General features: G+C 61.9%; 31 protein-coding genes. 11 read left to right on the forward strand and 20 right to left on the reverse strand.

Going from position 1 to position 26,525, the window contains the following annotated elements; translation table 11 throughout:
* Window positions 1–15: 15 nt before the first annotated feature.
* From AC3A4M_RS11000 to AC3A4M_RS11010, 3 genes are all read right to left on the reverse strand, one after another.
* Entirely contained in the window at window positions 16–477 is a 462-nt protein-coding gene (locus AC3A4M_RS11000) for a DUF4262 domain-containing protein (RefSeq protein ID WP_498735773.1), read from the reverse strand.
* Window positions 478–559: 82 nt separating this feature from the next.
* Window positions 560–1,327, reverse strand: a complete 768-nt coding sequence (locus tag AC3A4M_RS11005; RefSeq protein ID WP_498735967.1) for a lipoate--protein ligase family protein — start codon at window positions 1,325–1,327, stop codon at window positions 560–562.
* 40 nt (window positions 1,328–1,367) lie between these two features.
* Window positions 1,368–1,652, reverse strand: a complete 285-nt coding sequence (locus tag AC3A4M_RS11010; RefSeq protein WP_498735774.1) for a DUF427 domain-containing protein — start codon at window positions 1,650–1,652, stop codon at window positions 1,368–1,370.
* A gap of 166 nt (window positions 1,653–1,818) precedes the next feature.
* On the opposite strand from AC3A4M_RS11010, the gene AC3A4M_RS11015 reads away from it, so the two are divergent.
* Window positions 1,819–2,415: a uridine kinase family protein gene (locus AC3A4M_RS11015; RefSeq protein ID WP_498735775.1), complete on the forward strand. Its 597-nt coding sequence runs from the start codon at window positions 1,819–1,821 to the stop codon at window positions 2,413–2,415.
* On the opposite strand, the gene AC3A4M_RS11020 is transcribed toward AC3A4M_RS11015, so the two are convergent.
* The 3 genes from AC3A4M_RS11020 to AC3A4M_RS11030 form a co-directional block, all read right to left on the reverse strand.
* On the reverse strand, window positions 2,412–3,515 hold the full coding sequence (locus tag AC3A4M_RS11020) for a class I SAM-dependent methyltransferase (protein ID WP_498735776.1): 1,104 nt from the start codon (window positions 3,513–3,515) through the stop codon (window positions 2,412–2,414). The genes AC3A4M_RS11015 and AC3A4M_RS11020 overlap by 4 nt on opposite strands.
* Before the next feature lie 17 nt (window positions 3,516–3,532).
* Complete coding sequence (locus AC3A4M_RS11025) at window positions 3,533–3,916, reverse strand: hypothetical protein (RefSeq protein ID WP_498735777.1); 384 nt, start codon at window positions 3,914–3,916, stop codon at window positions 3,533–3,535.
* Between the two features lie 148 nt (window positions 3,917–4,064).
* Window positions 4,065–5,687, reverse strand: a complete 1,623-nt coding sequence (locus AC3A4M_RS11030) for a LuxR C-terminal-related transcriptional regulator (protein WP_498735778.1) — start codon at window positions 5,685–5,687, stop codon at window positions 4,065–4,067.
* Window positions 5,688–5,794: 107 nt separating this feature from the next.
* Between AC3A4M_RS11030 and AC3A4M_RS11035 the strand changes: the two genes are divergently transcribed.
* Complete coding sequence (locus tag AC3A4M_RS11035) at window positions 5,795–6,232, forward strand: VOC family protein (protein WP_498735779.1); 438 nt, start codon at window positions 5,795–5,797, stop codon at window positions 6,230–6,232.
* Window positions 6,233–6,262: 30 nt separating this feature from the next.
* Window positions 6,263–6,622, forward strand: a complete 360-nt coding sequence (locus AC3A4M_RS11040; RefSeq protein WP_498735780.1) for an iron chaperone — start codon at window positions 6,263–6,265, stop codon at window positions 6,620–6,622.
* 41 nt (window positions 6,623–6,663) lie between these two features.
* On the opposite strand, the gene AC3A4M_RS11045 is transcribed toward AC3A4M_RS11040, so the two are convergent.
* On the reverse strand, window positions 6,664–7,845 hold the full coding sequence (locus tag AC3A4M_RS11045) for an epoxide hydrolase family protein (RefSeq protein ID WP_498735781.1): 1,182 nt from the start codon (window positions 7,843–7,845) through the stop codon (window positions 6,664–6,666).
* Window positions 7,846–7,949: 104 nt separating this feature from the next.
* The gene (locus tag AC3A4M_RS11050) at window positions 7,950–8,513 is read right to left on the reverse strand and encodes a dihydrofolate reductase family protein (RefSeq protein WP_498735782.1); all 564 of its coding nucleotides are present in this window, start codon (window positions 8,511–8,513) and stop codon (window positions 7,950–7,952) included.
* 624 nt (window positions 8,514–9,137) lie between these two features.
* Here AC3A4M_RS11050 and AC3A4M_RS11055 point away from each other — a divergent pair.
* The gene (locus AC3A4M_RS11055) at window positions 9,138–10,091 is read left to right on the forward strand and encodes an alpha/beta fold hydrolase (RefSeq protein WP_498735783.1); all 954 of its coding nucleotides are present in this window, start codon (window positions 9,138–9,140) and stop codon (window positions 10,089–10,091) included.
* A gap of 871 nt (window positions 10,092–10,962) precedes the next feature.
* On the opposite strand, the gene AC3A4M_RS11060 is transcribed toward AC3A4M_RS11055, so the two are convergent.
* From AC3A4M_RS11060 to AC3A4M_RS11095, 8 genes are all read right to left on the reverse strand, one after another.
* Window positions 10,963–11,772: a hypothetical protein gene (locus tag AC3A4M_RS11060; protein ID WP_498735968.1), complete on the reverse strand. Its 810-nt coding sequence runs from the start codon at window positions 11,770–11,772 to the stop codon at window positions 10,963–10,965.
* 923 nt (window positions 11,773–12,695) lie between these two features.
* Entirely contained in the window at window positions 12,696–12,938 is a 243-nt protein-coding gene (locus AC3A4M_RS11065; RefSeq protein WP_498735784.1) for a hypothetical protein, read from the reverse strand.
* Window positions 12,939–13,022: 84 nt separating this feature from the next.
* Window positions 13,023–13,559: a tetratricopeptide repeat protein gene (locus AC3A4M_RS11070; RefSeq protein WP_498735785.1), complete on the reverse strand. Its 537-nt coding sequence runs from the start codon at window positions 13,557–13,559 to the stop codon at window positions 13,023–13,025.
* Between the two features lie 245 nt (window positions 13,560–13,804).
* Window positions 13,805–14,425 carry a hypothetical protein gene (locus AC3A4M_RS11075; protein ID WP_498735786.1) on the reverse strand — a complete coding sequence of 207 codons (621 nt, stop codon included), beginning with the start codon at window positions 14,423–14,425 and terminating at the stop codon, window positions 13,805–13,807.
* Between the two features lie 258 nt (window positions 14,426–14,683).
* Window positions 14,684–15,136, reverse strand: coding sequence for a recombinase family protein (locus tag AC3A4M_RS11080; protein ID WP_498735969.1), 453 nt, complete (start codon window positions 15,134–15,136; stop codon window positions 14,684–14,686).
* Between the two features lie 297 nt (window positions 15,137–15,433).
* A complete protein-coding gene (locus tag AC3A4M_RS11085; protein WP_498735787.1) occupies window positions 15,434–16,000 on the reverse strand; it encodes a hypothetical protein in 567 nt (188 codons plus the stop codon).
* A gap of 293 nt (window positions 16,001–16,293) precedes the next feature.
* Window positions 16,294–17,121, reverse strand: a complete 828-nt coding sequence (locus AC3A4M_RS11090) for a PhzF family phenazine biosynthesis protein (RefSeq protein ID WP_498735788.1) — start codon at window positions 17,119–17,121, stop codon at window positions 16,294–16,296.
* A gap of 184 nt (window positions 17,122–17,305) precedes the next feature.
* Window positions 17,306–17,782 carry a GNAT family N-acetyltransferase gene (locus tag AC3A4M_RS11095; protein ID WP_498735789.1) on the reverse strand — a complete coding sequence of 159 codons (477 nt, stop codon included), beginning with the start codon at window positions 17,780–17,782 and terminating at the stop codon, window positions 17,306–17,308.
* 261 nt (window positions 17,783–18,043) lie between these two features.
* On the opposite strand from AC3A4M_RS11095, the gene AC3A4M_RS11100 reads away from it, so the two are divergent.
* The 5 genes from AC3A4M_RS11100 (at window position 18,044) to AC3A4M_RS11120 (ending at window position 20,628) form a co-directional block, all read left to right on the forward strand.
* A complete protein-coding gene (locus tag AC3A4M_RS11100; protein WP_498735790.1) occupies window positions 18,044–18,526 on the forward strand; it encodes a MarR family winged helix-turn-helix transcriptional regulator in 483 nt (160 codons plus the stop codon).
* A gap of 167 nt (window positions 18,527–18,693) precedes the next feature.
* Window positions 18,694–19,302, forward strand: a complete 609-nt coding sequence (locus AC3A4M_RS11105; RefSeq protein ID WP_498735791.1) for a DsbA family oxidoreductase — start codon at window positions 18,694–18,696, stop codon at window positions 19,300–19,302.
* Window positions 19,299–19,826: a tRNA-specific adenosine deaminase gene (locus AC3A4M_RS11110; RefSeq protein WP_498735792.1), complete on the forward strand. Its 528-nt coding sequence runs from the start codon at window positions 19,299–19,301 to the stop codon at window positions 19,824–19,826. The genes AC3A4M_RS11105 and AC3A4M_RS11110 overlap by 4 nt, the downstream gene beginning before the upstream one ends.
* Window positions 19,823–20,143 (forward strand): DMT family transporter, encoded by a 321-nt coding sequence (locus tag AC3A4M_RS11115; RefSeq protein ID WP_498735793.1) that lies wholly within the window; start codon window positions 19,823–19,825, stop codon window positions 20,141–20,143. The genes AC3A4M_RS11110 and AC3A4M_RS11115 overlap by 4 nt, the downstream gene beginning before the upstream one ends.
* A gap of 77 nt (window positions 20,144–20,220) precedes the next feature.
* The gene (locus tag AC3A4M_RS11120) at window positions 20,221–20,628 is read left to right on the forward strand and encodes a DMT family transporter (protein ID WP_498735794.1); all 408 of its coding nucleotides are present in this window, start codon (window positions 20,221–20,223) and stop codon (window positions 20,626–20,628) included.
* A 438-nt stretch (window positions 20,629–21,066) separates the two neighbouring features.
* Here the strand turns inward: AC3A4M_RS11120 and AC3A4M_RS11125 are convergent, their stop codons facing one another.
* The 4 genes from AC3A4M_RS11125 to AC3A4M_RS11140 form a co-directional block, all read right to left on the reverse strand.
* The gene (locus AC3A4M_RS11125; protein ID WP_498735795.1) at window positions 21,067–21,321 is read right to left on the reverse strand and encodes an SGNH/GDSL hydrolase family protein; all 255 of its coding nucleotides are present in this window, start codon (window positions 21,319–21,321) and stop codon (window positions 21,067–21,069) included.
* 226 nt (window positions 21,322–21,547) lie between these two features.
* Window positions 21,548–22,438, reverse strand: coding sequence for an arginase family protein (locus AC3A4M_RS11130; RefSeq protein ID WP_498735796.1), 891 nt, complete (start codon window positions 22,436–22,438; stop codon window positions 21,548–21,550).
* Window positions 22,439–22,606: 168 nt separating this feature from the next.
* Complete coding sequence (locus tag AC3A4M_RS11135; protein WP_498735797.1) at window positions 22,607–23,404, reverse strand: hypothetical protein; 798 nt, start codon at window positions 23,402–23,404, stop codon at window positions 22,607–22,609.
* On the reverse strand, window positions 23,401–23,961 hold the full coding sequence (locus AC3A4M_RS11140) for an RNA polymerase sigma factor (protein ID WP_498735798.1): 561 nt from the start codon (window positions 23,959–23,961) through the stop codon (window positions 23,401–23,403). Before AC3A4M_RS11140 ends, AC3A4M_RS11135 begins: the two co-directional genes overlap by 4 nt.
* 1,265 nt (window positions 23,962–25,226) lie before the next feature.
* Here AC3A4M_RS11140 and AC3A4M_RS11145 point away from each other — a divergent pair.
* Both AC3A4M_RS11145 and AC3A4M_RS11150 read left to right on the forward strand, forming a co-directional pair.
* On the forward strand, window positions 25,227–25,874 hold the full coding sequence (locus AC3A4M_RS11145) for a hypothetical protein (protein ID WP_498735799.1): 648 nt from the start codon (window positions 25,227–25,229) through the stop codon (window positions 25,872–25,874).
* 93 nt (window positions 25,875–25,967) lie between these two features.
* Entirely contained in the window at window positions 25,968–26,504 is a 537-nt protein-coding gene (locus AC3A4M_RS11150; protein ID WP_498735800.1) for a hypothetical protein, read from the forward strand.
* Window positions 26,505–26,525 lie beyond the last annotated feature (21 nt).

Below are 26,525 nucleotides of genomic sequence, written 5' to 3' on the forward strand. Positions count from 1 at the left end.
GCTGTTCCCTGCCGGTTATAGCCCGGGCGGTGTACCGTACAGCGGCTGGGTGAGCGTGTCCGGAACCTCCTGCTCCCAAGGCAAGCAGCCGTCGTCGTCCGCCCAGACGGCTTGTAGCGCAGCTGCCCGGGGGCCGTACAACGAGACGGCAGTCAAGACAACACCTTCCGGCCGCTCCACCGGCGCCAGGTAGACATCGCGGGCCTGCAGCAGCAGGACCATGCCCGCCATCAGGGCGCGCCCATGGCCGCGCACCATATGCACGAGTTCGTTGATCAGCGCTACCGTGTCATCCTGGCAGCGCCCGGTGACCAGAATCTCGGGATGCGGCAGCTCTGTCAGGCCGACCGTGTAGCCAAATGACGGCTCCGTCGCTGTACCGGAGACCATGACAAGCTGCCAGCCGTACCGGGCAACCGTGCGGACAGTCTTTTCCAGCGCCTCGTCCTGCGTCATCCCGTTGCATATGTCGCACATTTTGCCTCCAGTGAAAGTGTCATGTGCGACCAGTCTGGCGCCTGCGGCCCTGCGGCAATACCCGCTATTTGCCGTTTGTGGATTACGGGGCGGACCCGGGGACCTCGGCCACGGATGCAAGGTCTGCGAACGGTATTTCCCGCGTCTGCGCGTAGGTACCGAACGCGCCGAGCAGGGCCTGCTCGACCTTGTCCGCATCCGTTCCGGGCACCAGGTCCTCCGCCGCACCGGCAGTACGCGGATCCCAGTCCAAGCCGAGCGCATCGTAGCTCTGGGTGAGAACTTCGCGCAGCGGGGCGGAATTTTCAACAACGACGACGGAGGAAAACAGCCAGGCTCCGGAAACAACCCGCTGCGCAGTTCCCACAAGTTTGATCTGGACCGTGGCGTCCATCGGATGTTCGCCGTGGATGCTGAACTCCCCGGGGCAGTACTCCCCCGGGATCTCTCCGACCCGCGCGATCAGGCCCGCATCCCGCAGTCCCTTGGCCAGGAGTTTTCCGAACTGGGAGAACCTGCTTTTCGCCCCGACAATCGCATCGCGTTCGGGCTCCACATGGTCCAGTACCAGGCACCCCTGATGGTAGGCGGCAGCGCGTCCGCCGGCTTTACGGACCAATGGCTCAAAACCCAAGGCACGGCAGCGCGTGGCGGCTTCTTCGAACCCGGGCAGGTGCGCATCCCGCTGGCCGAAGGCGACGGTCGGCACAGGACGGTACAGCCGCAGGGCAGGCCCCAGCCGGCCCTTCTTGGCGGCATCCAGTATGCTCAGCCCGTACAGCAGGTCCTCCCTCGCACCGAAGGAAGATTCCTGCCGCGTCCAGTCCAGCCGCCGGGCGGCATCAGGCACAGGCGCAAATGCCGCTTCCAATTGAGGTTCTCCGGCCAGCTCAGTCGCCAACAGTGACTCCGTTCCAGAAGGCCACGTGGCCACGGATGTTTCCGGCGTCGTGAGTTGGATTCGGGTAGTACCAGGCGGCGTCAGCATTGCGCTCCCCCGCGACCTCAAGGCTGTAGTAGTGCGCCGTGCCTTTCCAGACGCATTCGGTAGTCCGGTCGCTGGGAAGCAGGAACTCCTCGTTCACGCTTCCGCGGGGAAAGTAATGGTTGCCCTCTACCATGACCGTCTCGCCGGATTCGGCGATGACGGCTCCGTTCCAGGTCGCCTTGACCATGTCCACTCCTGCTTTCCTTCGGGCTGCGCGGCGCTCTCCGGCGCCCCAGACACACTATCCAACAGTAGCGGTGCCCCTGATCATTCCGCCGCTCCAAGAACTCCCCTGGTGCCGCGGATTTGGCAGGTATCGGACCTGTACGGCTCACGCACGCAATAATGGGCCTGTGCCTTCTCCCCACATCCCGCTCGTCCTGCTCGGCGGCGCCTCCGGCTCCGGCAAGTCCTACCTCGCCGCGCGCTTCGGCCGCCCGCACGTGGAGCTGGACAGCTTCTACCGGGAGATCAGCGAGCACACCCCGCAGTCGCCGCTGCCCCAGACGGCGTACGAGGAGATCGACTGGGACCATCCGGACACCTGGAATAGCGGTGCAGCCGCCCGCGCCATGCTGGAACTGCTGCAGACCGGCCGCACGCAGGTGCCCAAGTACTCCATTGCCACCTCCAGCTACACCGGCCACCGCTCCCTCCGGCTGGCCGAAGGCCCCGTGATTGCCGAAGGGATCTTCGCCGACGCCGTTCTGGCCAGGCTGTTGGACCTCGGCGTCTCGGTGGAGCCCATCTTCATCCAGGTTTCCCCGATTACGACGGCGGTGCGCCGCCTCGTGCGCGACCTGCGGGAGCACCGCAAACCCGTTCCTTTCCTGCTCAAGCGCGGCTGGGCGCTCTTCCGGGCCGAACGGCACGTCCGGCAGCGCTATCTGGACGCAGGCTTCCGCCCCGTACCCAAGCGGCAGGTGAAGCGACTGCTGGCCGGGCTTTAAGTCCGGGCGACGAAGTAGGTGTTGAACGGATCCGATTCGACGTCTTTGGCTTCAACGGTGCCAAAGCCGGCCTCGCCGAGCATGGACAGCGCAAGCTGCTGGCCCCAGGCGGTCCCCAGCCCGTCGCCGTCCAGCCCCAGCGATACGCTCATGCAGTGGAACGTCGAAATGGCATAGAGATAGCTGGCCCAGGGCATGTCCATGTTCTCCTCCACCTTGCTGGATGCCTTGATATCCACCATGAGGAAGACTCCGTCCGGACGCAGGGCACGGCGGATGTTGCGGAGCACCGTGGCGGGATGGGCCTGGTCGTGGATGGCGTCAAAAGCTGTCACGACGTCGAAGCCTGCCTCGACGTCGAACTTGGCCACATCCAGCACCTCAAAGGCCGCATTGGCCAGCCCCAGGTCCTTGGCCTCGCTCCGCGCGCTCTGGATGGCTTCCTCCGAAAAGTCATAGCCGGTGAAGCGGCTGGCTGGGAAAGCCTGTGCCATGAGGTTGACCGCGTGCCCGGAGCCGCAGCCAACATCGGCAAGGTCAAGACCCGCCCGCAACCTTTCTGGCAGTCCAGGAACCAGCGGCAGGATCACATCCAACAGAGCCGCATCGTTCACCGCGGCACTGGTCTCTGCCATGTTTTGATGAAACCGCGGGTAGTCCGCGTACGACAGGCCTCCGCCGGTCCGGAACCGCTCGATAATCTTCTGTTCCACCTCGCCCATCATCGAGATGTCCTGCATCAGGATGGCCATGTTGTCCGGACCCGCCGCGCTGGTCAGCACGGCCGCATGCTCGCGCGGCAGCCGGTACGTCTTGGCTGCAGGGTCGTAGCTGACAACGCGCGCCGTGGTCATGCCGCCCAGCCACTCGCGTACATAGCGCTCGTTGAGACCTGCCGCATCGGCAATCTGCTCGCTGGTGGCGGCCGGCATTCCTGCCATGGTCTCGAACAGCCCCGTCTGGTGGCCAACGCTGGTCAGCACCGCGATCGCAGCATCGTTGAGGATACCCACGAAACGACCGACAAACGCCTGCACGGCTTCGGCATCAGGTTCCTGATTGGCGGAAGCCTGCAGTGATGTGCCTTGCTCAATAGTCATTGTTCTTTCTCCTGCTGCTAAGGGCTGGTACTACCCAATTGAGGTGACTGTTGGAATTCGGATGAGAGCCCGGCCTCGGGCGAATCCTGCATTGTGCCCGCCGTTGCATGCGTCGAACCCTGCGAGCGCTTCCTGCCCAGCGCTTCGTGCCGGAGGTACATTGCCAGCATGAATCCGGTCGTGACCAGGTAGAAGGCGTGCAAGGCCCAGATGGGGCCTGCCGGCAGGCTGTAGATGTAAACGGAATGGACCAGGTTGCCCATGTTGCTCAGCAAGAGGCTCCCCAAACTGTATGAGGCCAGGTCCCTGGTCTGCACAGCTTTCACGATCATGGGCATGACGCTGCCGGCAAAGATGATGGTGGAAACGCCGCCGGCCAGAACCATCAGGTCGATTTCCATGACCGATTCTCCTTTGACGTCCGTTCGAATAGTTCACTATCAACGCTACGAAGCGGACGAGGGCTGCGCGTCGGGCGAATTACCCATCTTGTTCCCGAGTGCACTGGTGCAGGTCATGCAGACCGGGTTGTTGGTTCGCGCCGTTGCTTTACCGGCGCGAAGGCAACCCATGTTCGTGTGCCCATGCCGCGGCAGCCGTCCGCGTGGACACGCCGATCTTGGCGAAGATATTGGCCAGGTGGCGGCCGACCGTCTTCTGGCTGATGAACAAAGCATCCGCCGCATCCTTGTTGCTGGCCCCGGCGGCGATGAAAGAAAGCACATCGGCCTCCCGTTCCGTTAACCCGCCGGGCAAGCGCCGGCCATCAAGCCGCTGGACATCCGGCAGCGCGCCAAGTTCCCGGTAAATGGCCAGTGCGGTAGCGGTGTCCGCGGCAGCTGTGCCGGTTTGTCCCAGCCCGCGGTGGGCCCGCCCCAGCAGCTCGTAGACTCTGGCCGTTTCGTACCGCGCGTGCAGTCCGCGGTACTCACGCGCGGCGCTCTGCAGCACCGGCAGAGCCTCTTCGTGCCGCGACTGCGCGATCAGGACGGCAGCCCTGGCCTGCCCGGCCCAGGCGCGGAAACCTGCTGTAGCGTACACGGCTGCAGTTTCTTCCAGCTGCCCGCACAACCGCTCCGCTTCATCCAGGAGGCCGAGAGCGAGGGCTATTTCGACGGCGGATTCCAGCAGCCTGGCGCAGGCCAGCCGATCACGGCCGGCCAATGCAGCGCAAAGGCCCGCCCACGCGGCGTCCTGCTTCCCGACAGCGTGGTGCAGAAGGGACTCCCCGGGCTGCGGCTCACAGCCAAGCTCTTGTGCCCGCGCGTAGGCTCCACGGGCGCCACTTAGGTCACCGCGCAGACGACGGATCTCGCCCAACTGGTAGTAGGCCTCCCCCGCTACCCAGTTGTTCCGGCCCACAAGCTCCGACCCGGTCCGTTCGATGGCCTGTTCAGCAGCCTCCCATCCGCCTTCCGCGCTCTCCAGCTGAAGCCGGTGGATCCGGCAGATGCCGGAGTAAATCGCCTCGCCGTGGAATTGCTCGCACCACTGCTCCGTCGCCTGGGTCCAGGCCCGCATCCGGGACAAATCGGCCAGCGCATGGCAGGTGTGGATCACGGTGCAGTAAATATCTCCGGCCCATTCCGGCGGCAGCTGGCCTGCCAGCACCGGCAACATGGCTTCATCCAGCTGGGCAAAGCCCTCGGCCGTACTGCCAGTGTGCACGTCCGCCAGCCCTGCGAGTACCAGACCGAACGATGTCAGGGCTGGAGCCCGCAGGCGGCGTCCCATCTCCTGGAGCGTCGCCGCCGCAGCCCGCGCCGGTTGGAGGTTCCCGAAGTCCAACGCCACCGTCGCATCCAAGTAGACAAGGTAGCCGTGCTCAACGCCTTCGGTTAGCTGGGACAGGATTCTTCTGGCCCGGTTGACCCAGCCGGAGGCTATGACTAGGTCGCCTCGGATGAACCACAGCAGCGCGAGGTTCAAGGCCTTCGTAGCAGCAGCCAAGTCATCGCCGTCGTCGTTGAACCGGTGGTATACCTCTTCGGAAATCTCCAGCGATTCCCTGACCTGTCCTACCCACCAGGCGGAGCTGCCCAGCAGGCTCAGATCCTCGGTCGGCAGCTCCGAGAATGCCCGGGCATGCGTAAAATCCCGGTGGGCGGCGTAGCAGTCCCCGCGGGCGTACGCCGTCCGCGCCGTGGACAGTAACTCCTCGAACTCGTCCATCCGGGCCTCCATCTCAACGGTAGTCCCGTCAATGCCCACCGGTCGAGCCGTTCAAGCGCTGGATCCGCCACTGGAGCTAATCGCTCCGTCTTGGTAGCTTTCAACGCATGGCCATCAAATTTGAGAATGTGGGTATCGCTGTTCGCGACATCGAAGCAGCAATCGCCTTTTTCACCGATCTCGGTCTTGCACTCATCGGCCGCGACACGGTCAGCGGCGAGTGGACCGATACTGCCGTTGGTCTTGATGGAAACCACGCCAAGATCGCGATGCTACAAACCCCGGACGGTAATGGTCGACTCGAGCTCTTCGAATACATCCATCCTGAAGCAATCGAGTCGCATCCGACCCGTCCCAACGACATCGGTATGCACCGCGTGGCCTTCTCGGTTGACAACATCGATGAGGCCCTCGAGATAGCGGCAAAGCACGGATGCCATCCGCTACGCGGTGTGGCGACCTACGAGGACGTCTACAAACTCACGTACCTCCGCGGCCCCAGTGGAATCCTCGTGATGCTCGCCGAGGAACTGAAGAAAGGCTGACAAATGACGTCGGCGAAGAGGGAGACCACCATGACAGCGAGTTCCATCATCGAGTACATCGACCGGTACGAGGGCGATGTACGGGATCGACTGCTGACCGTCTACGAACTGATCCGGTCGGCCGTGCCCGATGAAGCGGTGGAATCGATCAGTTGGCGTATGCCGACCTTCAAACTCGGCACCGAGCCGTTGTTCTTCTTCACCGGAACAAAACGCCACATCGGGTTCTATCCGACTCCGGACGCGATCGCGCATTTCTCGACAGAGCTGGCCGCATATGGAACCACCGAGCACGCTATCCAGCTGCGCCATGATGCCCCGCTCCCGACCGAGCTCATCCGCGAGATAATCGCGTGGCGGCTACAGCAGCTGCCTTCAGACAGGGTTTGAGTCAGTCGCCTCGGCGCACCGCACCACGCGCTGAGCCGCGTTCACCGTTTAGCGGCCAGCACCGCCGCGAGACCCTCTTGGAGATCCTTGACGAAATACTCGGGAATCTCCAGCGACGGGAAGTGTCCCCCGATTTCGGGCGTCTTCCATCGGACGATCTGTCGGTACCGCTCCTGTGCCCAGGCGCGCGGACACTTCTCGATGTCGCGGGGATACATGCTGATTGCTGCGGGTACGTCGACCCGAAGCTCGGGGTCCAGCGCGTTGATACCGCCGTGACTTTCGTAGTAGATGCGGGCCGCCGACGCGCCGGTCCGCGTCAGCCAATACAGCGTGACGTCGTCAAGAATCCTGTCAATGGAAATCGATTCGAACGGGCTGTCTTCGGTATCCGTCCACTCAGCGAACTTGTCAAGAATCCAGGCAAGGAGCCCGACCGGTGAATCAACGAGCGAGTAGCCGATGGTCTGCGGTCGGGTCGCCTGCTGCTTCGCGTACGCCGCACGGTGGTCCCAGAAATCGCGGGTTTCCTCGGTCCACCTGCGCTCGGCCGCCGTCAGCCCGTCCGTGGCCAATCCCGGCGGGGCCTGAGCCAACGTTGTATGAATGCCGAGGACATGCTCTTGGTACCTGCCGCCGAGAACCGTGGTGATCACACCTCCCCAGTCGCCACCGTGGGCGGCGAACTTGCCGTAGCCGAGCCGTCCCATCAGTTCCACCCACGCGGCGGCGATCTTTCCGGTCCCCCACCCGGTGGTGGTCGGCTTGTCGCTGTACCCAAAGCCCGGCATTGACGGAACGACGACGTGGAACGCCGGCGCACCTGGATCTTTCGGATCTGCCAGCTCGTCCACGACATCGATAAACTCAGCAATGCTGCCTGGCCAGCCGTGCGTCAGGATCAAAGGAGTAGCATCTGCGCGCGCGGATCGGCGGTGCAGGAAGTGGATTCCCAGATCATCAATGGTCGTGCGGAACTGGCCGATGCGGTTAAGCCGCTCTTCGAACCACCGCCAGTTGTACCCGGTGCGCCAGTAGTTCACGACATCGACCAGATCGGCGAGAGGAACGCCCTGCTCCCATCGACGAGGGTCGGGCGCGGCGCGATAGACCGTCTCGGCCTCCGGCAGCCGCGCCCCAGCCAATCGTCTGCGCAGATCATCAAGATCAGCGTCAGTTGCGTGGGCTTCAAATGCTTGCACGTCGCTGGTGACACGAGACATGAATCCTCCTGGCGGTCGCGGAACCTCCTAAGACGTGACGCGAACAAGCTTAAGTGTAATTGCGGGATCTGGTGGTCCACGAGTCCCGGCTGGAGCCGGCGCGCTCAGCGCCTCGTCTCGTAGCTGGTCAGGACCACTCCGCCGGGAAACGTCCGTGTCTCCACCAAGTTCAGGTTCACCCAGCTATCCAGCGCGGTGAAGAACGGCGTGCCGCCGCCCACCAGGACCGGATGGGTCACGATCGTGTACTCGTCGATCAGCCCGGCTCGCATGGCCGCCCCGGCGAGCGTTGCGCCACCAACCCTCATCGGCTCGCCGTCGTCGGCCTTGAGCCGGGTGATCTCTGCGACCGCGTCGCCGGTGACCAGGCGGGTGTTCCAGTCGACCTTCTCCATCGTCGAGGAGAACACTACCTTCGGCGTGTCCCGCCAGTTCCGCGCGAACTCGATCTGCGCCGGGGTGGCATTGGGCTGCTGGTCGCCGGTCGGCCAGTAGGAGCTCATTGTCTCCCACAGCTTGCGTCCATACAGCAACAGGCCGATCGCCCGCTCCTGGTCGAGCCACCACTGGAACAGTTCATCACTTGGCCCGCTCCAGCCGATGTCGTCGCCGGCCGCAGCGATGTAGCCGTCCAGAGTCAGGTTCATGCCGTAAATCAGTTTCCGCACGGTGCCAGCCTTCCGTCAGTCGGTCTCCAGTGTAGAGACCGGGAGCGGCGAGGGAAACTCATCGGTGCGCGATCGCGGCTCTCAGGTAGTCCTCGTGCTCGGGCTCAGCGTGGCGAACATTTGAACGCCCCGTCCAGTGGAGGTTCCGCATCTTGATCTGCTTATCAAACACCGGAACAGTACGGCATCTGCACCCCGACCGATGATGCTTTTGCTTTCGAGAAGCCACTAGCTGTGGCGGCTGCTACGAGGGTCACATAACCGATCCGTCAATTCCGCCAGCACCATTGACACATACCCCCCGGGGGTATACTTTGATGGTGTTGGCAAACCCGCCCACTCTCGGTTCACACAAACACGAAGTGCAACTTAGCGAAAACACAGCACGTCTGTAGGACTTCCCTTCACTCTTCGGGGGCGATGTCATCCGGACGAATGGCCCGCCTTTGAACGGGCTCTCACTTCATTCGAACATCCCACGTCTGGAACGTCCCCATGTCACAGGTCAGTCGTCAGCTCCCGAACACCGCGGGCCACGCAACCCAAGGAGCACCCGAAAAACGCCGCCGGCCATTCCGGCGCTCACTCAAAACCACCGGCGTCATCGCTCTCACCGCACTGGGAATGACACTTGCATCCACAACGGCCAACGCGATTCTGGAACAGCAGGAGAAGTCGAGTACTGCTCGGTACGGTGACCTCGTGGAAGTCGCCGGCGGCGAGGTTAACGTCGTTCGGGCTGGCACCGAGGGTGCACAGCCCCTGGTCCTGCTCAGCGGCCTGGGCACGATCGCTCCGGCGCTGGACTTCGCCCCTTTGATCAGGGAACTCGATGCTTACGACGTCATCGTCGTCGAGGGCTTCGGATACGGCTACAGCGATATGAGCGCACCCGAACGGACCGTAAAGAACATCAGCACCGAGATCCACGAGGCCCTGTCCTCACTCGACCTCGAGAAGCCATACGTTCTGGCAGGACACTCGATCGCCGGCTTCTACACACTCGACTACGCGAACCGGTACCCGAGCGAAGTATCCGCGGTAGTGGGCATCGATCCCTCAGTGCCCGCCGCCATTGCGGATACGGAATCCTCCCCTGGCGGGGGCATCAACGTCGAGCGAATACTCTCCACTATTGGCCTGATCCGAGCCGTAGTCTCCATCGCGCCCAACTTGGTGGACCCGTCAAGCGACGACTTCACCCGGGCAGAATTAGAACGCGTGCGCCAAATGACAATCTGGAACTACGGCAATGCGGCGGTCGCCGACGAATCCGCCCGGGTGGGCAGCAATGCCGCAGCACTTCACGGTGTCACCTACCCCAACGACCTCCCTGTTCTGAACTTGCTCGCCAGCGACAGCATCGCCACCATTCCCAACTGGCTCGAGGCGCACGAGAACCAGCTCAAGAACGTCAGTCACCACGAAAACGTCGAAGTCGAGGGCCCGCACAACCTGCAGTGGACCCAATCGAAGGCCATAGCCAAGAAAATCACAGAATTCCTTCAGGAGAGTGCCACATCTCAGGTGCCACCTACACCCCTTGCGGCGGCGACCGAAGTGACCCAGGGGAACTAGAAAAACCGCCTCCAATGCAGCCGAGTGACGCCATATAGTGGCGTCACTCGGTTCCTCGTGCGGTGGACGCGCTCGTTTTTCAGGGCTGAGAAGCAACTTTCCGCCATGCTGTTATCCCAGCAAAGCCCGGTATTGCAATCATTGCGCCTGGTGCCATTTAGGGAGCACTGCAACAAATTATGCGAACTAGAAGCGGAAGAATGACATGTTCGATGTCTCTGGAGGATAGTACTTGTGTGATGGCCGCCGATCTGTAGGCGGCCATGAAAAACTGCCCATAGGTGGCCACGGAATTACCCGCTGACGGCCACTGGGGCTGCCCGCGTATGGCCACGAAACTGCCCAGTCGTGGCCGTTGGTTTGCTTGCATTGTTCACTTCACGCCGCGTCGTGAGACGGCGGGGGCCTCTTCCCGGTTGGATATCGTGTCGAATCGATTCCGCGAACAGGAAGAGGCCCTTAATGAAGATGCGTTAGAAACCGTGCAAAATACTTGCTGCTTATGACCTGACCAAGTCATTGCGGGGTGCCGCCGAACTGACAGGTTGCTCCCATCCCGCGTCGTCCCGTGCCTTGGAAAGAGCGTGCTGGCATACGCTGGGACAACCTCATCCAGCCTAGGGCCGCTACGACACGCCAGTGCCGGTGAATAGCGTCAGCAGCAGTGAGGGAGGGCCTTATTGGTCTTTGTGGTTTCTCCACCCACCCACGAACAGCAGCGCTGCCCGAAATGAACAGCCCCTGCTGGGATCGCGAAGCGGAATGCTCTATCGCCCCGGAATGCTGCCCGCGGGTCTAAACAGATCTAAAAACTCTAAAAGAGTCTAAAACGGCGACCGCCGGATATCGGCTGTTCAGCCTGGCGCGGGTTTCAGAGTTGCCAGTCGGATGGGCCTTCACCGCCGCCGAGCAGACCGTCGAAGAGCCCGCCGGCTTGATCGGTGAGACCTTCTCCGGCGGTAGTGACACCGTCGCTCAGTCCTTCGGTCGCGCCGGTGACACCATCGCCGAGCCCTTCCGCGGCACCGGCGATGCCCTCTTCAAGTCCGGAGAAACCGTCCAGCAAGGGACCGGCGATGGCAGAGGCGGCGAACCCGCCGGCGACACCTGCCAGCAGCCCGAGGCCCAGACCCCCTGCCGCTCCCGCGGCCAGTCCTGCGCCTGCGCCGCGCCCGGGGCCGCCCTTGGTTCCGGAACCAAGGGTCTTCTCCATGAATCCAGGCCTCGACACTTCGGCCCGTGTCGCTGATCTGGCCAACTCTTCCGGCGCGTCCGAACGGGGACGCTCGGACGCGGGCAGCTGGGTGTTCAGCTCGTCTTGCATCATCACCCGCTGCTGCGGGCTCAGCCGGGCGAAAGCCTCGGCATGTGCCCTTTCCATGTCTTCCGGCGGTGCCGTGCGCAGCATGTACTTGTACTTGGCGATCGCGTCCCGGTCCGCTTTCGTGCCCTGACCGCTGCCCTGCAGCTGCATGCCCGCGCCTGGCTGAGGGCCGTGGTGCTGGCCGGGCTGCGGGCCGCCGGTGGAAGACCCGTGCCGGGGGTACCCGTTGTCCTGGCCGTAGCCGGCAGTACTGCGGTTTCCATCGTCTCTGCCCTGCTGGCTGCTACGCCCGGACAGTTGTTCCTTTGCATAATCAACGGCCATTTTCTTGCCCTTTTGGACCAGCTTGTCGAACATTCCCACGTTGCGCTCCTTGCTTCTCGGGCTCACCGGCGGAGTCACCGGAACCTACCTTTACAACCGGTCCGGACGCCGGGAAGTTCCCGCCGCTGCCCGGCCCCCAAGGATAAGAAGGAAGCTGCACCGCCCCGGACCTGACGATTACATTCGTGACATTGCCGGCATCCGTACCACCTCGGCCTTCATCTCTGACACCTACAACTGCGGCCTTGCCGCACTCCACTCCCGCTTCCCGGCACAAAACGGGGCGGAGATAGCAAGAAGTTCGAGGCCTGCCCTGAGCACTTCAGCACGAATCCGAGGACTGCCGCGTGCATACAAAGGATGACTAGGCCCTATTAGCACGGGGAACTTTAGCCAGACGGCATAAGCTCGTGGTCGGTCCTTGTCCGGGGTGGCCGAGGAACAGGGTCCGTTGGACGATCGTCCAATGAACACACTTTCTCGGCTCTAGGGTTTCATTAAGCGGTTTGAGCCACCATTAGCATCTAAGGTGCTGTCAAGCTTCTGACCGGCTATTCGCTCTTGCCTTTACTGCTCTGGTTGCTTACTGGCTTTGTCTCCAACCGAAAGGTCTGCCAATCGTGCCTAAGCAATCACAAAGGCGAATATGGCAACGCGTCATCACGGTCTGCTTAATAGTGGGGATAGCAGGAATTGCAGCAGCTGTCGCCCTAGCCCAAGCCTCACGTCAAGGAATCACATGGGTCCTCGTATTGGTTCCCATCAGTGTCGTGTTCCTTGTCTTTGCTTTGCTGGTTCACCTCAGGGGATGGAACCGCCGGGCGGGGGACGACTAACCTCGGTCCGTGCCGCGAAACTAAAGAGATACGGCCTACCGACTGCAAGAGTGACGGTTCAAGGCTGATAGCAGCGGTGCGAATCCTAAACGGGCACTACTTTTATGGCCCGGTCAACACCTAGCGCTCTGGGTGTTTAGGATCTTTCCCTCGCTCCATCCAATAATCATCGCGCTGGCGAAGGATGTAGCGCCCAAGGTAGAAGATGCCGATTATCAGTAGCCCGATCTGAAAAGCGAGAAGAAACCAGCCCCACGGCAGTTCAAAGCCAAACAACGAGTTGAGTATTGCGATGAGACTGGCCAGAAATAGCGCAGCAATTGCCAAGGAATTGTCCTGCCACCGCCGAGCAATGCGAGCCATCCACAAACAATAGCCGTTCGCTGCGGACTTATGACGGTTCTGAGCGAGGAACTTATGGACGACATTGAAAGATGAAAATGATGTCTAGGTCAGGCTCACGCGACCGCTGCTCTCCCCATTTGGGCATGGTTCTGGAACTGTGCTTGGAAGCTCCGCTGTGTACTCTGTAAGGGCTCTTTTATAGCCCTCAAGCGTGGGGATGAGGGCTAGGAGCGCGGTTCGCAGAGAGTCCCCGTAGCGCCCCTCGTCGTACAGCGCCAGCGCCAGGAAAGCTTGGCGTGCTGCTTCGTCATCGCCCGCCGCTGGCATCGATTCGAGGATTGATACTGCCTCGGCATATGCGCCGACGTTGCGCAGAGTGCTTGAGAGCTGGATGAACACGCGTACAGCACGTTCGCCGCTGAGGCCTGCCTCAATGGCTTGTCGGTAGAGCGGGATTGCTTCATCCTCGAGCCCGAGAGCGTCGTGAACGCCACCTAATTCGAAGAGAGCTTCCGCGTCGCCGTCCGGCCGCTCCGAAACAAGGGCACGCACCCTCGCTATGGAGCCATGCGGATCGGCTTCGTCAAACTCTTGCTCGTAAAAGTCATCGATCTTCTGGTCCCATGCCGCGTCAATCACCCTGTCAGCTTGTCACGTCAGGCAGCGTGATCAAAGGCAGTTTCGCCGTCCGTGAGTCGATCCTTTGCTGGGACACCTCCCTTCATGTGGCGGCTTAGGTGGGAATCAAGAGCCGGGCCAGTCCCTTCGTCTGTCTGGAAGCGCTATTTGGACGGCTATGAATGGTGACTCTACGGACGAACAGTCCTTTGTGCCTCCTCATTGTCATCTGCCTCAGTTAGACGCTTCCTTTTGCGAACATATCGCTACCAATCCTTTCGGAGTGTCTCGTCCGGAACGACATAGGAGCTGGAGTAGTGAACCCAATCGTCCCTACGTCCCTCCCTGAAAAGGCGGTCTGCAACCATCTGGCACTCCTGCCAGTCCTTCCGGGAGTCCTGCGGCCCATAGCCGACAGCTTGACCGAGTTGATCCAACGTCACCAGCCGTGTGGCTCCCGGCGCGGTCGCTACTTCGTAAGTGAAGGTTCCTTTGAGGGAGAACCATCTATTGCGGACGGGAGTTTCTATCAGACGGAAGTAAGTGCCTCCATTGGCGAACCTGGCAGCAGCCGCGCTCTCTTTCGATTCCGGCTCAGCATTGACGAAATCCGTGAACTTCTGGAGAAGTTCTTCGTACTCGGCGTTGAGGACTTCATCCACTGCGCCGTCCTTCTGCACGTACCGGTCACTGAGGCTTCCGCTGCCGCCCTTCATTGACGAGCGGAGCCACAGTCGAACCTGCTCCACAGACTCTTCCGATGGTTCGCTCTGAAGCGCTCTGGCAAGCGATTCGTATTTGAGCGCCACGACGGACAGATTCATGTGTCTTAGCAGGGACGCAAATCGCATCATGTCGGCTGCCAGTACTTCAGTGTCCGTTTTCATCAGGCTTCTTTCGCGGGGTAGGGGTAAAGCTAACCACGGGAGGACGTCGCCTTCACGGTATCCCGGTCTGAGGAAGCCGATCCCTCCCGGGAGCCTCAGAAGGCCGCCCGTAAGTCGGTCCTCCACCGCGACACTCGATCACCGCTCCCCCGCCACGAAGAATGCCATGTAGTTGCTGTGACTGTTAACTTCGTTTGGCGGTTGAACTGCAGCTTGGTTTGGCGGTTTTCGAACTGGTGGCGGTGGCTGCGGCAGTGGTCAGGGTTCGATTGCGGTGGCCGTTTTCTGACGCGCCCGTTCCACGGCGCGATAGACGGTGGAACGGCCAACGGAGAACAGCTCTGCGAGCTCGTACATGGTGTGCTCGCCTGCGGCGTGCAGTTTGACCAGGTGCGCCTCCTGGCTGGGTGAGAGTTTAGGCTGCTTTCCGCGCAATCGGCCCTTTGCCTTGGCGACCTTCATACCTTCGCGGCTACGGGCCCGAATGAGGTCGCCTTCGAACTCTGCGACCATCGCCAGGACATTGAATAACAGCTTGCCCATCGGGTCCGTTGGATCATGGACCGAGCCGCCGATGCTGAGTCTTATTCCACGGCCGGCAAGCTCGTCAGCAATCTGATGCGCGTCCCGTTGTGCGGTGAGATCTGGTTCGTCGGTGGAGACTCTGGCGTAGCCGTCCAGTAGTTCGACATATGAAGCAGTGTCCCATATACGGCCCCCGGATTCTGTTGGTCGAAGCAACACCTGTTCCAGGGAGTTGCTTGCATGTATCAGCAGTTCGATTCGCCTACCGGTGCCGGTTTCTAGCTTTTATCCGTGAGGGCAGTGGTCTCAAACCTTCAGCCCATAGACTCGAAAGATCTGGCTGACCGGCCGGATTCACCCCAGTGTGGCGTCGACGACTGACATCCTCCCACCTTCACCGGGTTTTATTGCGGGCGGGGTATACGCGAATTGCGGAACTCGGTGCTGTGCATGCGAAGGTCAGTTCAGAGTGGCCGTCAGCCTTCATTCCACATCTGGCCAAAGCGCCCTGTCGGTGAGGATCTTGAGGCTCTCTCTGGATGCTGCGAGCTCTACTTCGCCCTTGTCGGTTGCCAGAGCGATGATGGGGTCGTTTTTTCGCAACGCCGGCCGATCGCGACGGGGATGATTTCTGCTGCCGAGGAACTCGTGCACTGACAGGTTGTGCGCAGACCCTGTTTGCACGCCGTCTTCTTCGAGTACAGGGTGGAAGATAATTTTTCGCTTCTCCAGTTGCGCCATTCCGAGCATCCAGCGCCCCCGCAGGGAGCCTGGTGCCGCCCGCGGGTAGCGGAGGCAGCATTCGATGAGGCCGAGCTCGTGGGCATCCCTGGCAAGCCGGGCTTTCCTGTCGCGCTGCCTGCGGCTGAAGAGGAAGACTGTCACTGCGGCCATGACTGCTATTCCCACCACTATGCGCTGCCAGAATGTGAGTCCCGGGATGAGGTTGGGGATGACAGGCCCGGCCAACAGAAACCACCAGTACGACCAGTCGAACGCCTTCTCCCATTTACCTTTAGGTGTGCGGGGCGGTAAAGGAGAAGCGGCCATACCGGGATACTAATCGCACCCGCCTTGGATAACCTCGGGATCCGCAACCGTGAGGCCGTCGGACACATCCTCGCCTTCATCTCGGCGCGGATTTGGCTACTCAGTCGCGTTCTCGGGTATCGCTGTCGCGTAGTGGTACCGGCGACTGAGACAGGTCAAAAGATCCTTCCTGGAGAAGCTTCTTGCACGGCTCCTGACGGACCCGGTCCCGGTTGCGGCAGCAATGCTTCGACAGCGTTAAGAGCCGTCGTACGGGCGAGGCTGAGACATATGGCCGTGCCGCACGGTGGGCCTTAGCTGGGAAGGATCGCGGTGCCTTCCATGAAGCGGACGCATCGACCTGTCAGCAGGGTGCGCTCACCGGTGAAGTTGATGCGAACGGTTCCCCCGCGTACTGATACCTGCCGAGCCAGCAGTTCTTCCTTGCCGAGTCGTTCGGCCCATAGTGGAGCGAGCTGGCAGTGGGCGGAACCGGTGACGGGGTCCTCGGACACACCGGCTTCGGCACCGAACCACCGGGAGACGAAATGGTAGTCGGTCCCGGTGCCGGGAGCAGTGACAATCGTCCCGCGAACGGGCAGTGAGGCCAAGACCGCGAGATCCGGTGAAAGGTCGATGACGGACTGGGCGTCTTCGACCATGTAGATCAGGTCGGTGGCTTGCAGGGCCTCGGTCACTGGGACGCCGATTGCTTTGGCGATGTCGGGGTCGATAGCCACGGGTACGGGAATTTCGGAGGGGAAATCCATGGAGTACTGGCCGTCGGCCGAGCGGGTCACCGAGAGCCATCCGCTGCGGGTGTATAACTGCAGCTTCTCGGCATCAGGATGCGCGTCGTCGAACAGGTAGGAGGCCGCGGCCATGGTCGCGTGCCCGCACAGATCTACTTCAACGGCAGGAGTGAACCAACGCAAATGGTATGCCGGGTGGGCAGGATCCGGGGCCTGGATCCCGGCGGGCAGATTCTTCACCAGGAATGCCGTCTCGGAGAGATTGTTCTCCGTTGCCGCCTGCTGGAGCACCTCGGCCGGCAACCACTGGGGCAAAGACATGACAGCGGCGGGATTGCCCTCGAACAGGGCATCGGCAAACGCGTCAATCTGCACCAGGGGGACTTTCATGAAATTGCTCCCTGGATCTCTCATGTCTCCGGATGTTACTGGCTGGCTCTGCATGGTTTGTTCCTTTCGGCCCCGGTTTTTGTACAGTCCGGAAAGTGTGACAGCCACGGCCCGTTGTCCTGTGGCAGGGGTGTTGCACAAAGCCGGCCCGCAGGGGCAGAGCCAGCTCTGTGGGGATGGGCAGCTACACCAGGGTGTAGTGGTCAAGCCCGTCTTTGTTGGTCTCAAGTTGGAATCCGCGGCGGGTGAGCAGCTTGGCAGAGACGGTGTTGGCGGGGTCCACTCGGGCGAAGAGTTCCCGGGTTTCATAGACCTCAGGAATGGTGGTCAGTGCACTATCGACCATGGCCCCGGCGATGCCGCGGCCCCAGTGCTCCGGTGACACCCAGTATCCGATCTCGACGCCCTCATCCTTGCGGGAGGAGACCACGATGCCGACAGGACTGTCTGTCTCCGTGGCCAGGTACCAGCGAGAGGCTCCAACACTGTCGAGCGGGTCTTCCCGGAGGGCTGCGCGGATACGGTCCTCGATAGTCTGGTGGTCCCACGGCCGTCCGTCGCCAACAAAGCGGGTCACCCGTTCATCAGATGCCATACCAGCGAAAAATACCGCGTCTGCCTCTTGAAATGGTTGCAGGGCGATAGATGGAGGGCGCGGCATCGGATATCTTTCGGACTTGGCGGTGTTTTGGTCAACCTATCAAGTGCCTTGGATTGTTATGAATCTGCAAGTCCTCACACCGGGGCTTTGTGTCACTGGGATGCACCCGTTTGGGGCATGCCTTATGGGCAGCGCGCAGGCCCTTGTGTCGGCAGAGCATAGTCCGGTCTCGGTCTGCTTGGCATTCGACCCATTGAGACACATGAGTAGTTCCAGCGGAGGAATTTGCCTGACTCGCCGAAAGAACTATAGGTTAGTTGCATGCACATGCAGTTACCTGACCAGAAGGACCCGTCACCGGTCGGGGACATCAGCGCCGCCTGGTCCCAGGTCGCCGTGTTCGCCTCGGCAATGGATGCGAGTCTCGGCAAATGGCTAACGGACACCCGCGGGATTGGTCTCACGGACTACCGCGCGCTTGCCCATCTCAGCCAGGCCTCCGACAAGGAGCTGCGTGTCAATGAACTCGCCCAGCGGATAGGCCTGAATCAGAGCTCCGCCACACGCCTGGTGAGCCGCCTGGAAGCAAAGAACCTGACATACCGCGACACCTGCCCTGACGACGGGCGCGGCGTCTATGCTGTCATCACCGAGCATGGGGAAACCCTGCTCAGGGAGGTGCGCGAAACCTCCGAGGAGCGAGTGCGCGAGCTCCTGGGCAGCATGGGGGCGCACTTTCCGCTGCTCGATGCACACCAGCTGGCCGGCGCACTGCGCGAAATCAGCAACCTCATCTCCCCTTAAGGGGCGCACAAGCGTCGATAAGGTCGCACTGGACCTTATTACATGTATGTACATGCAATTAGCGCACGCAACAAGCTGACTTCGATTGGAGCCGCCATCGAAGCCGAACCAGGTCCCCAACTATATGTATGTACATGCAGTCATTTTCTAGAAAAAGGTTGATTCGAATGAGTACCAAGGTCGAGATATTTTTGGACTACGTCTGTCCTTTCTGTTTCCTGGTCGAGGACGCAGTAGCCGAACTGAAACGGGTCCGCGACGTGGAGGTCGAGATCCGGCCGTTTGAGTTGCGCCCCGATCCGGTGCCGACCCTTAGGCCGGAGGACGACTACCTGCCGCAGACCTGGGATGGGGCCGTCTACCCCATGGCCCGCCGGGTGGGCATGGACATCCTCCTGCCCTCGGTGTCCCCGCAGCCACGCACGGCCAAGGCCTTCATGGTGCTGCAACTGGCGAACGAGCACGGGATCGGACAGGAATATTCGACGGCAATGTTCCGGGCGTTCTTCCAACAGGACCGCGACATCGGCCGGGATGAGGTCATCATCGACGTCGCAACTTCGGTCGGACTCGACCGCGCGGAGGTGATCCGGGCATTGACGAGCGAGGAGCGGACGTCCCGGCAGCTTGCCGACCAGGAGTACGCGGCCGTCTCGGTCGGAGTGACGGCTGTTCCCAGCTTCCGCGTGAACGGAAGACTCTACCCGGGAGTACTGGATGCCGGTCGGCTAAAGCACGCCAGAGATGATGCGACCACACTGGTGCCGCAACCGTGAGCCGTACCCACCAGGAACTTCTCGACCTCATGGAGGAGGCGGTGGAGTTCGGCGTCCGCCATGTCGAATCCGGCGGCCTGCCCTTCGTCGGGGTTCTTCTCGGCGCCGGCGGCTACGTCTCGGAACCAGGCGTCAACCTCGTTCACGAGACCGGGGACCCGAGCGCACACGCGGAGATCGTCGCCATGCGCGCGGCCATGGGAGATACGGGGCTCAGCGACCTGAACGGCACCTGGCTGTTGGCCAGCGGAGAACCGTGCGGACTGTGCTACCGCTTCGCCATCGACCACGGGGTCAGCCGCATCTACGTTGCCGTGGACAGCGACACAGTAGCCAGCCAGGGGTTCGACTACCGCCGCAGCTACCCGGCCTACGGCATCGACCGCATCCTGCTGGGCGACACAGTGCAGCAGCTTCCGGTCGAACACGGTCTGGAACCGTTCCAACGATTTACGCGCCTGAGACAGGGCAGCGTCAACACGCCGTCAAACCCAGCCACACCTACGAAAAGGAAACAAACATGAGTTGGATCTATTTGGGAATCGCCGTCATCTTCGAGATTGCGGTTGCCCTCGCAGCGAGCAAGGCACAAGGCTTCACCCGCTTGTGGTGGACCATCACCACACTCGTCAGCGGGGCAATCGCCACCTTCTTCCTCAGCCTGGCACTGCTGACATTCGATGTCGCTGTCGGCTATGCGCTTTGGGTCTCGGTGGCAGGGGTCGGGATCACCATCCTGGGTGCTATGCTCTTCGGCCAGCGACTGAACTGGCGCCAGGGAGCCGGCATCGGAATCGTCATCGTCGGTGTCGTCGGCCTCCAACTCGGCGGCGCGGCGTGACGCCACATGCGGCGCCCACTCTGCCGGCGCACCAGACCTTCCGTTTTTCCTTCCACCCTGCCCGAAAGGACTAACCCATGAGCACAACACCCGTCACCCACCAGAGGAACACCGGGCCATGGCTCGTCCTGCTCCTGGCCGGAGTCTTCGAAGTCGGCTACGCCCTGAGCGTCGGAGGCAGCCAGGGATTCAGCGTCCCGGGCTGGTCGATCTCTGCCCTGGTGTTCTTCCTCTTGACATTGTTCTGCCTCAGCGTCGCACTCAAGAAGATCGACGTGGGGATCGGCTACGCCGTATGGGCCGGCATCGGCTCGGTCGGCGCCGCTGTCCTCGGCCCGGTCTTCTTCGACGAAACACTCACCCCGGCCCGCGCGTTCTGGCTGGCCGTGATCATCGCCGGAGTTATCTGGCTGAAACTCGCCGACAGCCCGAAGATCACGAAAACGGTAAACGTGTCCATGACAAGCACCGCAGTAAACGGATAGACCCCGGAAGCTCCTCGGGTCGTAATACCCGTGGGAACAGCTTTCGCTGGCCCTTGCGTTGCCACTTGGCCAACCTTCACAGCCCACCCGGCTCCAGCAGCCGGGTGGGCTGCCCACGTGATGGCGGGACACCTGCCATCATCAGCGATGATGGCATCCTTGCTGCTATGTGGGCTCGCTTTCCTTGGACCAGAGTCGGCCGGATAGCGCCGCTTTATGGACGGCTGCGTGAAGTACGTCGCTGCCGGCCAGGTACTTCTAGATACTGGACCGGCCGCCCGCACGGCAGCAAGCCAACCATCCCAGGTCGGGCGCAGCAGCGCGGCCAAGGCTTCGTATCCGAGGGCTCCGGGGTGGGCGCCGTCGCCCTCGCGCACCTCTCGCCGCCACACGTCATCGTTCCTCAGCTGCCGGACAGCACTGACGTACGGCGCTGCATTATCGGTTGCATTCAGCCGCCAGGGAGGCGTCGAGGGCCATGATGCGCTCATTGTGCTGTTCGTCGTCGACGGCCGGCGGGCCGGCCACCATGACCGGCCACCCCGCAGCATTGAGCTGCCGCAGGATGGTGCGCAGATTGGAGACCGAGGCATCGGCCGCAACATGGGACACCCCGGATTCGACCATGGTGTCGTTGACCCGAAGGACAACACGACCCCCGCGTGGCTTCCGGAAGGCAATCTTGGTGTGCACTCGGCCTGGAAACGGCGAAGGATGTCGGCGCTGGTGTCGCGGCGTATGCCCAGGTTGTAGGAGGTCAATACCTGCCCTCGTGCATGGCTTTGCGCTGCCAGCCGCCCGGCCCAGCCCAGGTGCCATGGGTCGCCGACGCCGGCCACGAACGAATCCCCCAAGAAGCACACCCTTACATCGGGGTCCGGCGGGTCCTTGGTTTCCACGGGTTCCGCCTGTGGCACTTTCATTCCTGCCAGGTTTCTTCGTCTGGACGGTCATGTGTGGGGATGCCCAAGGCGTCCAACACCGGCCAAAGCGGCGAAGCATCATGGTCCTCGCCGGGCACGTATTCGGTGATGCTGACCCCGACCAGGTTAGCCCGGCCCCGAAGCGTCTTGATCACATCGACCAAGGTGGCGATGTCCAGCCCGCCGGGTTCGGGAACGGCCACCGCCGGCCATACCTTCGGGTCCAGTACGTCCAGGTCCAGATGCACGTACAGCGGGGCACCCCCGGGCAACCACCGGTCCAGCAGCTGCCCCAGGCGATGCGGTTCGTTTTGCAACTGGCCGGGGGTTAGCAGCGGCAGCTCGTGCGCGTCGATGAACGCAAGCTCGGGTGGATCCATGGAACGGGTGCCCAGAAGCGCGCATCGTTGCGGTGACACCGTAGTGGACGGCACCAGGCGCTGGTGGCCCTCGCCGAACAGTGTGCGCAACGGCATGCCGTGGGCGTGTCCGCTCGGGCTGGAGTCCGGCGTGTTCAGATCAGCGTGAGCATCGATCCACACCACATGGAGGTCCTGATGGATCGAGGCCATGTACGACACCGAGGCCACGTCCACGGTGCAGTCCCCGCCCAAGGTCAACAGGCTGCGCGGACCAAGGTCCTGCAACAGGTCCTGCGCGGCGACCAAATGCGCTTCCACGGCATCGTGATTCTCAATCAACGAGTCACCCCCTACTCGGGGGTTCTCTTCACGTGTCCCAAGGGCTGGATCCACAACATGCCGCGTGGATGTGGGCCGGACAATCTCAGCCAGACGAGCGGCGCCTTCCGCAATGCCCGGCGCTCCGCTCCCCTGCCACAACGGCACGACCAGCTGCAGGTCCCAATCGGTCACCACAATTCCCACCCCATCTGTCGCAACCGGTTCCGGTTGCTCCCATGCTAGAGCAGTATGTCGTGGCGACCGACGTTGTCATCGTCTACGTGACGGCTGGCTTTTCCAGTGTCGTCCAAGGCATCAGCTCATGATGAGCCCCCCATGGCGATCCTGATACTGACTGTTCGGACGCTCCATTCAAAGACTTAATGTGCTGGTCCCTGTTGTGCCGTCGCGGTAGGTCACGGTGACGTCTAACCCGTCGCTGGCGTTCCTCAGGTCGTCGCCGGGGAGCCAAAGCGCGAAATGGCCTTTGGCGACGGTGGCTGTGACCTCCCCAAGCGTCGGGCTGGCGTATGCGACGCCTACAACGTCAGTTCCTGCTTTGCCCGCTGCGAGGGAGATGTCGCCTGCGCTCGTGGTGCCCGTGCCGAGGCTAGTGGCTTCGAGTTCGCGGGGGCCGGGAGCGGTGTAGCCGGTGGGTTTCCCGAGGGAGCCGATCATGCCTTTGCCGAATAGGTTGAAGGTGTCGTCGGTGATGCAAAGTGCGGAGAAGCCATCAGGTCCCGTCAGTATGACGGTGGTCCAGACGCCTCGACGCTCAGCGATAGCTGTTTCTGCCTCGCTGAGGTCCTCTATATATTGGCCGCCTCCTACGCCTTCTTTCGAAGCGCGGCAATCTTCGACCGCGGCCACTTCTTCCTGCCCGCTAACACCAATAGGGGTGGCCGTCCAGCTTGCGAATGCCTGGTCACCGCCGGTGGCCGACGGCAGGATAACGACGGCGGCGGTCACCGCGGCAACCATTCCCCCTATCAGCGCAACCCTTCGGGTTTTCCTCGACCGTTGCGGACGTGGGCTGACAGGCATCGCGGGATCGGTAGCCAGGATCCGTTGGAGGTCCGTGCGTGCCCGGTGGGATTGGGTGGGGCTGAGTTGGTGCGTCGCAGCGTCGAGTGTTCGGAGCACGGGATCGGTGTCGTGAACGCCAGTCATGAGATTGTGGTCCTTCCGGAGAGCGCAGCCGGTGTTCCGGCCGGCAGGTGATTGAGGTGAAGCCGAAGAGCTCGGCGGGCGCGGCTGAGACGTAGCCTGTAGGCGACCGGCGAGATGCCGATGACGGCACCTGCCTGGGTCGCCGTGAGTTCTTCGAAGACGGCCAGGCCTAACGCCTCTTGATGAATCTCGGAGAGCAGGCGCCATGCCCTGCCGAGGTCAACGCGGCTGATAACCAGATCAGCACTCGAGTCGTTGTGGGAGACTGCTGCCGTGTCGGCGAGGCGCACCCCTAGCGCCAGCCGGCGTTGATCGCCCCGCTGTGCGTTGAGCAATATGTTCCGGGCGATGCCGTAAATCCACGCTCGCGCATCGTCATGGGTTTTTGGTACTTCCTCCTGGCGGCGCCAGACGACAAGGAATGCGTCCGCGACGATGTCCTCTGTATGCTCGGGACGGGCACGGCGCTGGACGAATCGAAGCAGGTCCGGGTGAACTGCCTCGTATAGGGCTCTGAAGGTGTGCTCCCGGTCGGGCGGGCGCGGAACGTGACTCATACCCTGTACCTGTCCGCCATTGGGATGTGTGTGTCGCAAGAGTTCGAATCGAATCTTCCCATAAGGCTTTGCCTGGATCATTTTCCTAGCGACGGCTCTTGGAATCACAGCAAGGCATCAGCTCAATGATGATTCCACTAAGCCGATCCTTCAGCGCGACTCTCCCGGCACCAGTACGGGGAGAAGGGGCTGTTCCGCAACTCCCGGAGCCAGCTGAAGCACGTCACGCCTATGCTGGAGGAATGCGGCTGCCGACTCTCTCCCTGACGACAACGGCGTTCGTGCTGCTGGCCGTCGGCGCCGTTCTTTGTCTCGGGGCCCTGTGGAACGCGTACATCCATCGCCTCGGGGACACAGCGGAGTACCTTTGCATCGTCGGCTCCGTGCCTCAAGGGGTGAATAAACCGCTCGATGAGTTCAATGAGGGTTCCCGTGTTGAGGGTCGCTGGACCGTGTGGCCGATGGGACGGGAATGCACGTGGCACTCGACGGTCTCGGACCGGACCTTCGTGTATCACTCAGGTGGCTGGCAGCCGACATGGCTGATGCTCTTGGGCATGACGTTGAGCGGGGCTGGGACCTGCGTCGCCCTTCAGTCGCGCCGGCCGTCTGCAGACGCAGTGCTGCCCTAGACCCCGTCTGCCCATGGCCCGCAACCGATCCTTTACCGCACTGTCATCGCGACTTCGTCGCGGCTATGAAACGTTCCGATCGGGTGTCGCGTGCGCGGAGTCGGTTGGCAACGTCGAAGGACCCTCTCGAATTGCATTTGAATGTGCGTCGCCGTGCTCGACGACTTCGATCACAACCGAGTCCCATCGGTCAACCTCGGTGCCCGCCGATGGATGCTGCCAAGTGATATAGAAGAGACCTGGCCAAGCGAGTGCGCTGATCGGCGGACCGTCGGGATCAGGATTGGCGAGGGTGACACCTGCTTCGGAGGCCACGTCCCGGCCGACATGGAACGGCATTCCAACCACGTTGGGCACAATGGCTCGTTCTGGCGTCCGCTCGTCCATGACTTAAAGGTACGCGTTAGATTCTTCTCCGACCATGATTCAATGCTCTACTGGGCGCCAGCAATTCGGTGCCCGCGCGTGCCCTAGGACGATCCTTCAGCGGGGCACACGCTTTCTAGGGTGCGTCTAACGCCGCCTTGTATGGCGATCGGGACGCACTTGCTATGCAATACTGCCGAGGTGGAGACCTTGAAAGATCGGCTTAGCGAGGCATCAGGGCCAGGCCGACCCTGGACTGTGGCTGCTGTGGCTGTGTCGATTATTGGCATCCTGTTGCTCCTGCTGGGGCTCGGGACCCGGCCCGACCCTGAGCTGCTGCCCGGATATGTGGTTGTCTACGCCGTGATCGGGCTGTTCATGTTCGGCCCTGGGATTCGGGAGGTTTCCTGGGGCCAGCTGCTGACCTTCGTCGTGCCCGGTCTTGTGATGGTGGCGCTGTGGGCGCTGGGCACCGGCTACTGGGGCGGGCTCTGGCTGCTGGGTCTGCCGGCATGGGCCATCATCTGCCGGCGCTGGCGCAGCTACGGCAGAGGACGGCAGGCCGGAAAGCTGGCGCTTTTCCTGCTGCTTCTGATCGCATCGTCGCTGTTCTTCGTCTTCTACGCGCTCTATCCCATCTTGGGCCTCGCCCTACTCGCCCTGGTGCCAGCGGTACCATTGGCTCACTTCATCGCATCGCCCGGCTACAGGCGCCGGCCCCTGCAGGCCGCCACGGAGTTCCTGCTGTCCTGCGCAGTCGTAGTCGTGGCTCTGACGTTGCCGGAGCTAGGTTGGACCTCGCCGGAGGGCTTCGCAAGCGCAGGGGTCTTGGTAGGGCTATTGATGGCAGGCTGGGCAGGACGCCGCCCGATCCAATCCTCGAACCAGCCTCATCTGGAGAACCACCAGACGTGATGAAGAATTGCGCCTTTGCCGTTCCAATTGGCATTCAACTTGCGGGACATTGCCAAGTGAGGCCCCGACGGATCTACGGCTTACAGTAATTCCGTGGGTTCTGGTATCGGAACGGTTAGGTATGGCACCCACGAAAGAAAGCGGGTTTCGCACGGGAGGTCAGGCATCAATACCCAATTCATCAGCATGTTGAACTTTTGCGGCGCGCTGACCAACCTGTACCTACGCCGAGACCTCGGCAAGGATTACAAAGTAGAGCTTCTGAAGCTTGACGACCTGAACCCGCCCGTAGCCCGGGACTACGAATACCCAATTGGTGGTTGGCTGGCAACGAGTGCCATAGCTGCAGGCATTCTCGTGTTGCCACTGACTTGGCTCGTGGCGCAATTCGCCAAGGATCTAATTCCTCTCCTGGCGGTTGCCTTAATGTTCCTCCCTTTGGCAGCCGTCATATCCATTCTGGAAGTGCGAGTGCGCCTCGCGCTCAATATGATGACGAAGACTCACGGTATGTCACCGCGTGGCAGAGCTTGGTTGACGCGACCACATGCCCTCCTGGTGAGCAGCTTTATAAGTTACATTGCGGCTGTCGTCCTGTACTTCGCGTTGCAGCCTGTCTTCGTGTCCTGAAAACGACTCTTGGCTGGTCGG

The sequence above is a fragment of the Arthrobacter sp. Soil_C_60 genome, from assembly GCF_057656375.1.